Source organism: Pseudomonas sp. NBRC 111127 (assembly GCF_001320345.1).
Classification (GTDB): Bacteria; Pseudomonadota; Gammaproteobacteria; order Pseudomonadales; family Pseudomonadaceae; genus Aquipseudomonas; species Aquipseudomonas juntendi.
Genome location: NZ_BCBD01000158.1, coordinates 1 through 12,812, shown reverse-complemented (window position 1 = coordinate 12,812; position 12,812 = coordinate 1). Strand labels below are relative to the sequence as shown.

Sequence of the window (12,812 nt, the reverse complement as noted above, 5' to 3'; positions counted from 1 at the left end):
GCGCTGCTGATTTACCAGCAACTGCTGCTGCGCGACTACGACCCGGCGCGCGGGGTGCAGGTGAGCAATCTGGTGACCCTGGAGGATGAGGCCGGCGAACAACGTCGGGTGTTTCTGGGGCCTGAGGCTGCCGGCCTGAAGATTGCCGCAGCAGACGGGCTGGTGACAGTGATCACGCCGCGCTCGCCGCTGGGGCAAGTGTTGCTGGGTAAGCGGGTGGACGATGAGGTGAGCCTGGGAGTGCAGGTACTGTTCGTCGTTGATGTTGCCTGACGCCTACTAACACTGCAGGGCATCGAAGCGCCCCGCCAGGCCCTGCTCGGCGAACTGCTCGACGATGAAATCGACGAATGCACGGGTCTTGCCCGGCAACAGCTTGTGCTCGGCGAAATACAGGCTGATATGCCCATCGTCCACATACCAGTCCGGCAACACCCGCTGCAACCGGCCGGCCTGCAGGTAGGGCACCGCGAACGGCAAACTCACCAGCGCAATCCCCAGCCCCTGCTCGGCCACCGCGCAGGCAGCGTCCGAATCGCTCATGGTCATGGTCTGGCGCAAGAGCAATGGCTGCTGTCCCTGCCAGCGGCTGGTCAACGGCCACGAGCGCACCCGCCCGGTCTGCGGCGAGCGGATCAGAATGCCGTCATGGCGCTGCAACACGGGCGGCTCATCGATCTGCGCATGCCGCTGCAGGTACGCCGGCGCCGCCACCAGCACCCTGTGCGCCGGGGTCAACTTGCGCGCCACCACCCCCGGCGGCAGTTCAAAACCACCACCAATGGCCGCATCGAAGCCCTGGCCGATCAGGTCGACCTGGCGGTTATCAAAATGCCAGTCCGGGGTAATGGCGGGGTAGCGGCGCAGAAATTCGCCCAGCAAGGGCAGCACGTACAAACGCCCGAACACCGTGCCCATGCTGACCCGCAGCAGCCCGGCCGGTTGCCCTTCGGCACTGGCCAGGTTGGCCACCGCATACTGGATGGTGCGAAAGCTGTCGCTCACCTCGCCAAGAAAACGCTGCCCTGCTTCGGTCAAGGTCAGCTTGCGGGTACTACGCTGGAACAACCGCACCCCCAGGCGCGCCTCCAACTGCGCAACGTGCTTGCCCACGGCAGCGGGGGTGATACGCAAGCGCCTGGCCGCTTCGGCAAAGCTGCCCACCTCGGCACTGCGGATGAAGCATTCCAACGCGTTGAACGATTCCATGGCCATGATTGGCAACCAAAGGTTTACTCTGCTTATAGTGATTGCCATCTTATCAGCAGGTAATCAAGCGCCGATACTGCGCCTATCCAAGGCATTCCAGCCTGGCTTCCAGCAGGAGATCAGCATGTCCAAGCAACTTACACTCGAAGGCAAGGTGGCCCTGGTACAGGGCGGTTCCCGGGGTATTGGTGCGGCTATCGTGCGGCGCCTGGCCCGCGAGGGTGCGCAAGTGGCCTTCACCTATGTCAGCTCTGCCGGGCCGGCAGAAGACCTGGCACGGGAAATCGGCGACAACGGCGGCAAGGCCCTGGCCCTGCGCGCCGACAGCGCCGATGCCGCCGCCGTGCAGCTGGCCGTGGACGACACCGTGAAGGCCTTCGGCCGGCTGGATATCCTGGTCAACAATGCCGGGGTACTGACGGTCGCGCCGCTGACCGAATTCGACCTCGCCGATTTCGACCGCACGTTGGCGGTGAACGTACGCAGTGTCTTTGTCGCCAGCCAGGCAGCGGCGCGGTACATGGGCCAGGGCGGGCGCATCATCAACATTGGCAGCACCAATGCCGAGCGCATGCCATTTGCCGGCGGCGCGCCTTATGCCATGAGCAAGTCGGCGCTGGTCGGCCTGACCCGCGGCATGGCGCGCGACCTGGGGCCGCAGGGCATTACCGTGAACAACGTGCAACCAGGGCCGGTGGACACCGACATGAACCCGGCCAGCGGCGAATTCGCCGAAAGCCTGATCCCGCTGATGGCAATCGGGCGGTATGGCGAAGCGGACGAAATTGCCAGCTTCGTGGCCTACCTGGCCGGGCCTGAAGCGGGGTATATCACGGGGGCCAGCTTGACGGTGGACGGTGGCTTTGCCGCCTGATTGCGCGGTTGGTGTGGTGGCACCCTGTAGATCGAGCGCCACCCGCCCCCGCAAATGCATTGGTGCCGTGCCCTGTGCTTGCCGATAATCCCCTTCTTGCTCCTGCCCGCTACGAGAAACACATGCCCGCCCCTACTCTCAGCCGCACCCTGATCCTGCTGATGGCCACCGCCACCGGCCTGGCCGTGGCCAGCAACTACTATGCCCAGCCGCTGTTGCACAGCATTGCCCAGCAATTCGGCCTGAGCACCGCCAGCGCCGGCAGCATCGTGATTGCCGCGCAGCTCAGCTATGGCGCCGGCCTGTTGCTGCTGGCACCGCTAGGCGACCTGTTCGAGCAGCGTCGGCTGATCACCGTGATGACCGTCATCGCCACCCTCGGCCTGGTCATCAGCGCCTGTGCGCCTGGCCTGCCATGGCTGATCCTCGGTACGGCGTTGACCGGCCTGTTCTCGGTAGTGGCACAAATTCTGGTGCCCATGGCTGCCTCGCTGAGCGAGCCGCAGCAGCGCGGCCGCGCGGTCGGCACACTGATGAGCGGGCTGCTGCTGGGCATTTTGCTGGCGCGCACCGCGGCCGGCTTCATGGCCGAACTGGGCGGCTGGCGCAGCATCTATGTGCTGGCCGCCGTGCTGATGGCGATCACCGCCGTGGCGCTGTACCGCAGCCTGCCGCAACACCACAGCCATGCCGGGCTGAAGTACCCGGCGCTGATCGGCTCGGTGTTCCGCCTGTTCCTGGAAGAGCCGGTACTGCGCCTGCGCTCGCTGCTGGGCCTGCTGGCATTCAGCTTGTTCGCCCTGTTCTGGACACCGTTGGCATTCCTGCTGGCAAACCCTCCTTACCATTATTCAGATGCGGTGATCGGCCTGTTCGGCCTGGCGGGTGCAGCCGGTGCACTGTCGGCCAACTGGGCCGGGCGCCTGGCCGACCGGGGCAAGGGCCAGTTGGGCACCACCGTGGGCCTGGTGGTACTGCTGCTGTCGTGGGTACCGCTGGGGTTTGCCCAACAGTCACTGCTGGCCTTGCTGCTGGGCGTGCTGATGCTCGACCTGGCGGTGCAACTGGTCCACGTGAGCAACCAGAACGCCGTGATCGCCCTGCGGCCCGAAGCGCGTACCCGGCTCAACGCCGGGTATATCACCTGCTACTTCATTGGCGGGGCGCTAGGCTCTTTGTTAGGCACGCAGCTGTACCAGCGCCAAGGCTGGCTGGGCATCGTCGCGGCAGGGTTAGTCATCGGCGCCCTGGCATTGCTGGCATGGCTGCTTGCCGCGCGTAAAACCGAAGCTCGCCCCTCCGCCGGGGCGGCCTAGGCGCCTGTTACAGGCAGCGATACCTGGTCGACAATCGACGGCAACTGGCGCCAGCACAACGGCCAGGCGCATCTGCCTGACAGCGTGGCGCAACGCGTGGATCGTCTTGGGGTCAAGGCGGCTGGTAAGATGCCGCCTTTTTGCCGGCCTGTCGCGCCTTCAGGAGCCCCCCGCATGCCCCCGCGTCCTCCCCGCCTGCCCCTGAGCCTGCTCGGCCTGGGCCTGGCCTTGCAGTGCCCTGCCGTGCTCGCCCAGGGCAGCGTGCTGCTGGCCCCAGTGCAGGTCGTCGATACCTACGCCAACGACGGCTACCAGGCCAGCGAGGCTGCCGTGGGTGGCTTCCAGCCCGCCCCTCTGCTCGACACCCCGGCTTCGATCAGTGTGTTCAGCCAGCCACTGCTGGAAGACCGCCAGGTGCGCATGCTCAGCCAAGTGCTGCAAAGCGACGCGTCGGTTGGCGAAAGCTATGCCCCCATTGGTTACTACGAAAACTTCAATGTGCGGGGCTTTGCGCTGAACGCGGCCAGCAGCTACCGCATCAACGGTCAGACCATCGCCGGCGAACAGAGCGTGGCCCTGGAGAACAAGCAGCAGGTGGAACTGCTCAAGGGGCTGTCCGGGCTGCAGAGCGGCGTAGCGGCCCCCGGCGGCTTGATCAACTACGTGACCAAGCGCACTGAAGCGGTGCGCAGCCTTACGCTGTCGACCAACGAACAGGGCGAGCGCTACCTGGCCACCGACCTTGGCGGCTGGTTTGGCAGCGAACAGCAGTTCGGCCTGCGCGCCAACCTGGCCCATGAAGACCTGCGCTCGTACGTCGACCATGCTGATGGCCAGCGCGACTTCGCCTCGCTGGCCTTCGACTGGCAGATCAGCCCCGACGCCACCCTGCAGCTGGACGCTGAATACCAGCACCGCGAACAGCGCTCGGTGCCCGGTTACCAGTTGCTCGGCGGCAGCGCAGTGCCGCACGGCATCGACCCGGATGACCGGCTGGCCTACCAGCACTGGGCAAAGCCGGTGCAGACCGACTCGCTGAACCTGGGCGGGCGCTTCGAGTACCGCTTCAACGACAACTGGACCGGCACCCTCAGCGCTTCGCGCAGCCAGGTGGTGATCGATGACTACAGTGCGTTTGCCTGGGGCTCGAGTGAAGGCGCGTACTTCGGCAGCACGGGCGATTACGACATCTACGACTACCGCAGCCCAGACGACACCCGCCGCACCGACGAGGCCCAGGCCTTGCTCACCGGGCGCTTCGATGGCCTGGGGGTGGGCCACGAACTGACCTTGGGCAGCAGCGCCCAGCGGCGCACGCTGGACCAGCGCCCGTATTACAACGCCTGGCTGGGTACCGGCAACATCGACACCGGGGCCCCGGCTTTCGAGCCGTCCGACCAGCCGCTTGGCGCCAGCCAGCGCCGCCTGGACAGCCGCCAGTACGGCCTGTTCGTCAGCGACAGCATCCGTTTCAACGAGCATTGGCAAACCGTGCTGGGTGCCCGTGAGGTACGCCTGGACGAACAGACCTGGGACGAGACCGGCGTTGCCGGGCGCCATACCCGCCAATACCAACTGCTGCCCAATGCTGCGCTCATCTACAAGCCGCAGCCGGAGACCACCGTATATGCCAGCTACGCCAAGGGGTTGTCCGCTGGCGGGACGGCGCCCTGGTTCGCCAGCAACGCCGCCGAAATCCTCGCGCCCACAACATCACACCAGCTGGAGCTGGGCCTCAAGCACGACTGGCAGGCGCTGAGCCTCAGCGCCGCGCTGTTTCAGCTTCGCCAGGCCTATCAGTATGCGCGCCCCGACGGCGCCGGCAGCTTCACTTACGTGCAGCAAGGCCAGCAGAAGAACATCGGCCTGGAACTGGGCGCCAGCGGCTGGCTGACCCGCAGGCTGCAGGTGCAAGCCAGCGCAGCGGCCATTCGGGCGCGGGTGCAGGACAGCGGCACGGCCGACTATGAAGGGCATCAGGTGATCAACGTGCCACGCTTGCGCGCAGCACTGCACGCCGAATACACCCTGCCGGTCGCAGGCCTGGCGTTGCTGGGCGGCGCACGCTACAGCGCCAGCAAGTATGCGAGCCAGGCGGGGAATGTGGCGGTTGGTGGGTACACGGTATTCGATGTAGGCAGCCGCTATCGCACACGGGTCGGGGGGTATGACACGGTATTGCGGCTGACGGTGGACAACCTGTTCGACAAGCGTTACTGGCGCGATGTGGCCGACTACCTGGGTGACAACTACCTGTTCCAGGGCGCGCCGCGCACTGCCCGGCTGTCAGCTTCGGTCAGCTTCTGATATTCAGGGCCGCTTGCGGCCCAGCGCCGGCATGCCCGCTGCCACAGGGGCTGTGCAGCCGGCCCAATGGGCCTTGAAACAAAAAGCCCCCGGGCTTTTCAGCGCGGGGGCTTTTCGTAGAATGTGGCGGTGAAGAAGGGATTTGAACCCTTGATACGATTTCTCGTATACACACTTTCCAGGCGTGCTCCTTCGACCACTCGGACACTTCACCGTTTCTCTTCAAGCCTTGCGGCCCGTCGAGGTGCGCTAATTTAGTGAAAGCGCTCCCCTTTGGCAAGCATTTTTTTCAGTTTTTTCATGTATTTGCACCAGAGCCCGGCTGGGCGCTGACCGACCAGTCAGCCTTGCTGCTTTACCTTGCCCATCGCGCTGGGTAACGTCGGTGCCACGCCAACAAAAGGACTCTGCCATGAGCGAGCTGATTACCTACCACGCCGAAGACGGCATCGCCACCCTGACCCTGAACAACGGCAAGGTCAATGCCATCTCGCCGGAGGTCATCAGCGCGTTCAATGCCGCGCTGGACCGCGCCGCCGAGGCCCGCGCGGTGGTGATCATCACCGGGCAGCCGGGCATTCTGTCGGGCGGCTACGACCTCAAGGTGATGACCCGCGGCCCACAGGAAGCCATCAGCCTGGTCACCGCCGGCTCCACCCTCGCCCGCCGCCTGCTGGCTCACCCCTTCCCGGTGGTGGTCGCCTGCCCGGGCAATGCCGTGGCCAAGGGCGCCTTCCTGCTGCTGTCGGCCGACTACCGCATTGGCGTCGAAGGGCCGTACAAGATCTGCCTGAACGAAGTGCAGATCGGCATGACCATGCACCACGCGGGCATCGAACTGGCCCGCGACCGTCTGCGCCGCTCGGCCTTCCACCGGTCGGTGATCAACGCCGAAGTGTTTGACCCGCATGCGGCGGTGGATGCCGGCTTCCTCGACAAGGTGGTGCCTGCCGAACAACTGCAGGAAGCGGCGCTGAGCGTGGCGCGGGAATTGAAGAAGCTGAACATGCTGGCGCACAAGAACACCAAGCTGAAGGTGCGCAAAGGGCTGCTCGAGGCCTTGGACACCGCCATACAACTGGACCAGCAGCCTATGGGTTGAGCCTGCTGGCCGCGACGCGGGGCAGGCGTACGCTGCTCCCGCGCAGGAGCGGGCTCACCCGCGAAGTGGCCAGCACAAGCTGACACCGGCATTTGCCCCAACCAGTGCACAGCCGTACACTGCCCGGCGACTGTCTGGTGTGAGTCGTACCATGCTTTATTCATTGCGCATGCTCCTGCTGGCGCTGCACTTTCTCGCCGTTGGCGTCCTGGGCCTGGCCATTGGCCTGTGCCGCCCCTTCAACCCCGACAACAGCCGCCTGTTCGCCCGCCTTTACAGCCGGCCGGCCACCTGGCTGCTGCGCATCAAGGTCAAGGCCGAGGTCGGCCCGCTGTGGGACCAACCGCCCGGTTGCGTGATCGTGGCCAACCACCAGTCCAACTTCGATCTGTTCGTGCTGGGCCAAGTGGTGCCGCAGCGCACGGTCGCCATCGGCAAGAAAAGCCTGGGCTGGATACCGTTGTTCGGTCAGCTGTTCTGGCTGGGCGGCAACGTGTTGGTCGACCGCAACAATGCCTACCAGGCGCGCAAGGCCCTGCAGAAGACCACCCGGGTGCTGCAGAACGACACCTCTATCTGGATTTTCCCCGAAGGCACACGCAATGCCGGCGAGCAGTTGCTGGCGTTCAAGAAAGGCGCGTTTCACATGGCCATCGAGGCCGGCGTGCCGATCGTGCCAGTGTGCGTCAGCCGCTATGCCCGGCGCCTGAGCCTGAACAGCTGGCGCCGCCGCACCGTGATCGTGCGCTCGCTGCCTCCCATTGCCACCGCGGGCCTGACCCAGCAGGACCTGCCAGCACTGGTGGAGCAGTGCCGTGTGCAGATGCAACAGTGCATCGAGCGCATGGAAGGGGAACTGGGCAAGGGCTAGGTTGCTCTTCTGCCGTCTACAGCCCAAGCTATGAACCGTGTTCAACCGGAATAAGCGGGCAACCATGGGTCGAGTAGTGGCGTCAGCGGTGTACAGCGCCGGCCGGAAGGTCACCAACATCAGCATCGACGAGGGCAGCGAGTGGGCACGCAAGCCTGGGCATTTTGTCTGGATCGGCCTGGAAGAGCCCAACGCCGAGGAGCTGGCCACCCTGCAATGCCAGTTCAACCTGCACGAACTGGCCATTGAGGATGCCCTGGAAAAGCACAGCCGCCCCAAGCTCGAGACATTCGGCGACGCGCTGTTCATCGTCACATACTCGCCGGTACGTCACGAAGGCAAGCTGGAGTTCATCGAAACCCACATCTTCGCCGGCAACGGCTACATCATCACCTGCCGCAACGGCCACTCCAAATCCTATGCCATGGTGCGCCAGCGCTGCGAGGCGCGGCCCTTGCTGCTGGAGCACGGTGAAGACTTCGTGCTGTACGCCCTGCTCGACTTCGTCACCGAAAACTACCAGCCAGTCAGCGAAGCCATCCATGGCGAGATCGAAGCGCTGGAGCAGAGCGTGCTGGGGGGCTCACTGCAAGAGGACGACATTCGCCGCCTGCACAGCCTGCGCCGCGATATCCTGCGCCTGCGCCGCTACGTGGCGCCCATGGTCGAGGTCAGCGAAGAGCTGCAGCGCCTGAGCTTCCCGTTTATCGACAAGAACATGCGCCCGTATTTTCGTGATGTGCAAATTCACGTCACACGGCAGATGGAGGACTTGTCGGGCATTCGCGACATTGCCAGCCAGACCATCGAGATCGGCATGTTCCTGGAGTCGTCACGGCAAAGCATCGTGCAACGCAAGTTTGCCGCGTGGGCGGCGATCCTGGCGTTCCCCACGGCGATCGCCGGGGTGTATGGGATGAACTTCCAGAATATGCCGGAGCTGAGCTGGCATTACGGCTATTTTGCGGTGTTGGGGGTGATTGCTGCGGGGTGTACCGGGTTGTATGCCAGTTTCAAGAGGTCGGGCTGGCTATAGGCCGCTTGAGGTCCATCGCGACACAATGCCGCTACGGGCACCGGCGTTGCCGGTGTGGGAGCGGGCTTGCCCGCGAACACCGGCGGAGCCGGTGCCAGACACCGCGTCGCCTGCTTCGCGGGCAAGCCCGCTCCCACAATGAATCGCGCAGGCTTTTCAATTTTTCAGAAAGACAGTTGCGCCTACATCGGTAGCGTGAGCTTTAAGAAGCAGGCGGCGCGGTGGCTGTGCTGGGGCCGCCGAGCGGCCTCCGGCAATCTCAGGCGTTACCGGAAAGCTTGAGCCGCGCCGCCTGGGTGAAGTCCAGCATGCGGTTCAATGGCTTGATCGCCTTGGGCACCAACGCGGGGTCGACAAAAATCTCATCCCCCCCATTGCGCAGGCAGTGCAGCACGCGCTCGAGGGTGTTCATGGCCATCCACGGGCAGTGCGCGCAGCTGCGGCAGGCGGCGCCGTTGCCGGCAGTAGGCGCTTCGACGAATACCTTGTCCGGGCACAACTGCTGCATCTTGTAGAAGATGCCGCGGTCGGTAGCAACGATGAAGGTCTTGTTCGGCAAGGTCTGCGCGGCCTTGATCAACTGGCTGGTGGACCCCACCGCATCCGCCAACTCGATCACCGCTTCGGGTGATTCGGGGTGCACGAGGATGGCGGCGTCCGGGTACAACGCCTTCATGTCGGCCAACTGGCGCGACTTGAATTCTTCATGGACGATACAGGCACCGTCCCACAACAGCATGTCGGCACCGGTCTGCTTCTGGATGTAACGGCCCAAGTGCTGGTCCGGGCCCCAGATGATGGTTTCGCCGTTGTCCATCAGGCTTTCGACGATTTCCAGTGCGCAGCTGGAGGTCACTACCCAGTCGGCACGGGCCTTCACCGCAGCGGAAGTATTGGCATACACCACCACGGTGCGCTCCGGGTGCTGGTCGCAGAACGCCGAAAACGCTTCGACCGGGCAGCCCAGGTCGAGCGAACAGGTGGCCTCCAGGGTCGGCATCAGCACGCGCTTTTCCGGGGTGAGGATTTTTGCCGTTTCGCCCATGAAGCGCACACCGGCCACGATCACCGTTTCGGCGGGGTGGTTCTTGCCGAAGCGGGCCATTTCCAGCGAGTCGGACACGCAGCCGCCGGTTTCTTCGGCCAGCGCCTGAATGACCGGGTCGCAGTAATAATGGGCGACCAGCACAGCGTTCTGGGCCTTGAGCTCGGCAGCGATGGCCGCACGGTATTCGGCCTCCTGCTCGGCTGTCAGCGGGTTGGGCTGCTTGGCGTCGAGGTGGGCCTGAACCAACAGGCGTTCGGAAATCTGGGTCATGATCGCTGGACCTGCAAGCGCGCGTGCGCATCAAATCGAGTGTATCACCCGGCCCTGACAGATCGGCTAAGGGTGCCGGACGGCGCAGGCCGCCACGGCCCTCTGCGGGCGCGGATTATTATCGGAGGCCGAAGGCTACAGAGAATCCAGCGATTACTAAAGGGGTTTTTGTGTTGCCGGCGCTGGCCTGTTCGCGGGTGAAGCCACCAGGAGACCAGCGCCGGATAACGATCACCCCCGCGGCGACAGCGCTGCGAGGTGCGCGGCCATCAGCATGGCGAATTCTTCCACGGTCATCTTCTGCCCATTGAAATCGACCATGCCATCGGCATAGTGCAGGCTGCTGACCACATCATCGCCCTGCACGGTGGCCAGGCCGCTCTGCACGGCCATCATGCCGACCATCTCCCCGGCCTGCCCCGACTGCATGGCGATCGCCTGGGCATCGGTTTGGCCATCGAGCAGCGCTTGCAGTGTCGCCAGGTCGCCAATCATGGGTTTGGACAGCGAGAGCTTGCTCTTCACCTCGGTGACGACCTGTTTGCTCAGTTGGTCCGGCGGCAGGTCGAAGCTGGCCGGCGCGGCGAAGTCCATCGCCAGGTTGAAGCGGCTCTCGCCGTTGGCGGTCTTGAACGACAGGTTTTCCACCGCCACCTTGGGCCTGGCCGCCAGCAGTTGCCGCAGGTCGCCCTGGAAGCGGGCCTTTTCAGCGTCGTCCATCTGGATTTGCGGCACAGGCTGGCCGGCAGCAGCGGCAGCTTCGAACTCCGGCAGGTGCGACTGGTACCACTTCGACAAGGCCTGCAGCGCCGGGGCATTGACCGAGGTGATGCTTACCGCCATTTGCGCCTTGCCCACCGCGCGGCCGTCCCAACTGATGTCCCCGACCTTGTACTCCACGCGGCCGCCCACGGTGTCGGGGGTTTCAAGACTCTGCAGGGCATACTGCTCCACGCCCTTGACCAGCAGGACCTGCTGTTTTGGCCCTAGCGTGACCTTGGCCTCGGCCAACAACAGGTCGACGTTGCCCACGTAGATATTGTCGTACGGCGTGGCCGCCAGGTTGCCACCAAGCTTGAGGCCCTGAAGCTCGAATGTGGCCGGTGGCTGGTCGTCGTTCACCAGCTTCATCAGCAAACGGTCGGCATGGCCGTGGAACTTGGAGGCCTTGCCGTCCTTGTCGCCACTGACCTCCAGTTGCATCCCCGAAAAATCGAGGCGGTTGCCGTCTGCCTTGTCGAGCTTGAGCGGCGCCAGTTGAATCCGGCTGACCACATCCCCCCCGTAACCCAGGCTGGTCTGCGCGCTGAGCGGCACCTTGCCGCCGGCAGCGTCGAACCAAGGCGCGACGGCATCGTCCTTCTGCAACGTGCTGTTGCTGACGGCCATCACCGGCACCAGCTTCAGCGCCTTGACCCGCGACCAGGGGAATGGGCCGTGCTCGATGTGGTCGGTCACGCCCACGTCGAAGTTGATCACCTCGCCTTCACCCACGTTGATGTCGCGGGCCTTGAGCCGGTACTGGGCAGTACTGCTGAAGAAGTGCTGCTCCAGCGACACCCGCTCGATACGCAGGCTGCCACCGGTGGTGACCAGGGCCTTTTGCAGCTCGGCGTTGCTGCGGGCAAGCGCGTTGTCCAGCTCGGCTGGCAACTGCTTGCCGGTGTACCAGGCGCCAGCGGTGGTTGCGACGGCGATGGCAACCGCCAGGCCGGAAAGAATGCCAACTGATTTCTTCATGAATTGAACCGATTGCTGTCCGTAAGGGCTGGGTAGGCGGCCACGGGCCACACAGAGTACGAAGAATATCACCCCCGCAGGCACGGGACGCAGGCCAAAGTGCCGAAATCCTGCCTTTCGGAAGCATCTGACAAACCGATTGACCCCACGGCCGAATCGTTGATTTTTTCGAACACACAAATTGATCAGAACCGCAAAAAACCGCGTAAAAACCGAACAAAATCCACTTAATATCGATAAATATTTCAATGCCGTAACGTCTTGTCATGTTTAACTTGACACCCACCTACCCATCGTTTTTTATTTTCACCACTTTGCGCGCCCCTCGCGCCTTCCGCTGCTCCAACATAAAAGGTGAACAACATGGAGCCCACCCGCTCGCCCTTGCCGCATGCGCCATACCCTGTGCCCGCCGTTCGCGCCCAGCAACAGGAGCCATGCCAGCATGCAGCATGACCCTAGCGCTGCCGGCAACGGCCAACTTCGCAAAACCCTGCGCCTGTGGCACGTGATCATCATTGGCCTGGCCTACCTGACACCGATGACGGTATTCGACACCTTCGGCATCGTCAGCGGGATAACCGCCGGCCACGTGCCCAGCGCGTACATCCTGGCGCTGGCCGGCATCCTGTTCACCGCAGTCAGCTATGGCACCCTGGTGAAACGCTTCCCGCAGTCGGGTTCGGCCTATACCTACACCCAGCGCGCGATCAACCCGCACGTGGGTTTCCTGGTCGGCTGGTCGTCGTTACTGGATTACCTGCTGCTGCCAATGGTCAATGCCCTGCTGGCCAAGCTGTACCTCTCGGCGATGTTCCCGGAAGTACCCGCATGGGTGTGGGTAGCCGCTTTCGTGACCCTCATCAGCCTGATCAACATGCGCAGCGTGAACCTGGTGGCGCACTTCAACCTACTGTTCGTGGGCGTGCAGGTGGCGATCATCGCCGTGTTCATCTATCTGTGCGTGCGTGGCCTACACCACGGTGAAGGGCTTGGCACGGCCTGGAGCCTGATCCCGTTCGCCGACGGTCAGACCCAG

General features: G+C 64.0%; 11 protein-coding genes and 1 tRNA gene. 8 read left to right on the top strand and 4 right to left on the bottom strand.

Annotation, left to right across the window (positions count from 1 at the left end; all coding sequences use genetic code 11):
• Positions 1 to 273: GreA/GreB family elongation factor (locus APH30_RS22305; protein ID WP_177333774.1), on the top strand; the 273-nt coding region annotated here is incomplete at its 5' end.
• A gap of 6 nt (positions 274 to 279) precedes the next feature.
• Here the strand turns inward: APH30_RS22305 and APH30_RS22300 are convergent.
• Positions 280 to 1,215 (bottom strand): LysR family transcriptional regulator, encoded by a 936-nt coding sequence (locus APH30_RS22300; RefSeq protein ID WP_054913787.1) that lies wholly within the window; start codon positions 1,213 to 1,215, stop codon positions 280 to 282.
• 118 nt (positions 1,216 to 1,333) lie between these two features.
• Between APH30_RS22300 and APH30_RS22295 the strand changes: the two genes are divergently transcribed.
• The 3 genes from APH30_RS22295 to APH30_RS22285 all read left to right on the top strand — a co-directional run bounded on the left by APH30_RS22295 (position 1,334) and on the right by APH30_RS22285 (position 5,706).
• Positions 1,334 to 2,083: a 3-oxoacyl-ACP reductase family protein gene (locus APH30_RS22295; RefSeq protein WP_009685217.1), complete on the top strand. Its 750-nt coding sequence runs from the start codon at positions 1,334 to 1,336 to the stop codon at positions 2,081 to 2,083.
• Between the two features lie 122 nt (positions 2,084 to 2,205).
• Positions 2,206 to 3,399 (top strand): MFS transporter, encoded by a 1,194-nt coding sequence (locus tag APH30_RS22290; RefSeq protein ID WP_054913786.1) that lies wholly within the window; start codon positions 2,206 to 2,208, stop codon positions 3,397 to 3,399.
• Positions 3,400 to 3,573: 174 nt separating this feature from the next.
• Positions 3,574 to 5,706 carry a TonB-dependent siderophore receptor gene (locus APH30_RS22285; protein WP_054913785.1) on the top strand — a complete coding sequence of 711 codons (2,133 nt, stop codon included), beginning with the start codon at positions 3,574 to 3,576 and terminating at the stop codon, positions 5,704 to 5,706.
• Positions 5,707 to 5,830: 124 nt separating this feature from the next.
• Here the strand turns inward: APH30_RS22285 and APH30_RS22280 are convergent.
• Positions 5,831 to 5,920: transfer RNA gene (locus APH30_RS22280), tRNA-Ser, on the bottom strand.
• A gap of 198 nt (positions 5,921 to 6,118) precedes the next feature.
• Here APH30_RS22280 and APH30_RS22275 point away from each other — a divergent pair.
• The 3 genes from APH30_RS22275 to APH30_RS22265 all read left to right on the top strand — a co-directional run bounded on the left by APH30_RS22275 (position 6,119) and on the right by APH30_RS22265 (position 8,715).
• A complete protein-coding gene (locus APH30_RS22275) occupies positions 6,119 to 6,808 on the top strand; it encodes a crotonase/enoyl-CoA hydratase family protein (protein ID WP_054913784.1) in 690 nt (229 codons plus the stop codon).
• A gap of 151 nt (positions 6,809 to 6,959) precedes the next feature.
• Positions 6,960 to 7,679, top strand: a complete 720-nt coding sequence (locus APH30_RS22270; protein ID WP_029885635.1) for a 1-acyl-sn-glycerol-3-phosphate acyltransferase — start codon at positions 6,960 to 6,962, stop codon at positions 7,677 to 7,679.
• 64 nt (positions 7,680 to 7,743) lie between these two features.
• On the top strand, positions 7,744 to 8,715 hold the full coding sequence (locus APH30_RS22265) for a magnesium and cobalt transport protein CorA (protein WP_009684091.1): 972 nt from the start codon (positions 7,744 to 7,746) through the stop codon (positions 8,713 to 8,715).
• 259 nt (positions 8,716 to 8,974) lie between these two features.
• Here the strand turns inward: APH30_RS22265 and nadA are convergent, their stop codons facing one another.
• Together nadA and APH30_RS22255 are read right to left on the bottom strand one after the other, a co-directional pair.
• Positions 8,975 to 10,033: a quinolinate synthase NadA gene (gene nadA / locus APH30_RS22260; protein WP_009684090.1), complete on the bottom strand. Its 1,059-nt coding sequence runs from the start codon at positions 10,031 to 10,033 to the stop codon at positions 8,975 to 8,977.
• Between the two features lie 231 nt (positions 10,034 to 10,264).
• On the bottom strand, positions 10,265 to 11,773 hold the full coding sequence (locus APH30_RS22255; protein ID WP_054913783.1) for a YdgA family protein: 1,509 nt from the start codon (positions 11,771 to 11,773) through the stop codon (positions 10,265 to 10,267).
• 445 nt (positions 11,774 to 12,218) lie between these two features.
• Here APH30_RS22255 and APH30_RS22250 point away from each other — a divergent pair.
• Positions 12,219 to 12,812, top strand: a 594-nt coding sequence (locus APH30_RS22250; RefSeq protein ID WP_156326606.1) for an APC family permease, incomplete at its 3' end; no start/stop codon positions are given.

What these genes read in the sequence shown, in the direction of transcription:
- APH30_RS22300 (WP_054913787.1), bottom strand. Translation starts at nt 1,215, where the DNA reads ATGGCCATGGAATCGTTCAACGCGTTGGAATGCTTCATCCGCAGTGCC.
- APH30_RS22255 (WP_054913783.1), bottom strand. Translation starts at nt 11,773, where the DNA reads ATGAAGAAATCAGTTGGCATTCTTTCCGGCCTGGCGGTTGCCATCGCC.
- APH30_RS22295 (WP_009685217.1), top strand. Translation starts at nt 1,334, where the DNA reads ATGTCCAAGCAACTTACACTCGAAGGCAAGGTGGCCCTGGTACAGGGC.
- APH30_RS22275 (WP_054913784.1), top strand. Translation starts at nt 6,119, where the DNA reads ATGAGCGAGCTGATTACCTACCACGCCGAAGACGGCATCGCCACCCTG.
- nadA (WP_009684090.1), bottom strand. Translation starts at nt 10,033, where the DNA reads ATGACCCAGATTTCCGAACGCCTGTTGGTTCAGGCCCACCTCGACGCC.
- APH30_RS22290 (WP_054913786.1), top strand. Translation starts at nt 2,206, where the DNA reads ATGCCCGCCCCTACTCTCAGCCGCACCCTGATCCTGCTGATGGCCACC.
- APH30_RS22285 (WP_054913785.1), top strand. Translation starts at nt 3,574, where the DNA reads ATGCCCCCGCGTCCTCCCCGCCTGCCCCTGAGCCTGCTCGGCCTGGGC.
- APH30_RS22265 (WP_009684091.1), top strand. Translation starts at nt 7,744, where the DNA reads ATGGGTCGAGTAGTGGCGTCAGCGGTGTACAGCGCCGGCCGGAAGGTC.
- APH30_RS22270 (WP_029885635.1), top strand. Translation starts at nt 6,960, where the DNA reads ATGCTTTATTCATTGCGCATGCTCCTGCTGGCGCTGCACTTTCTCGCC.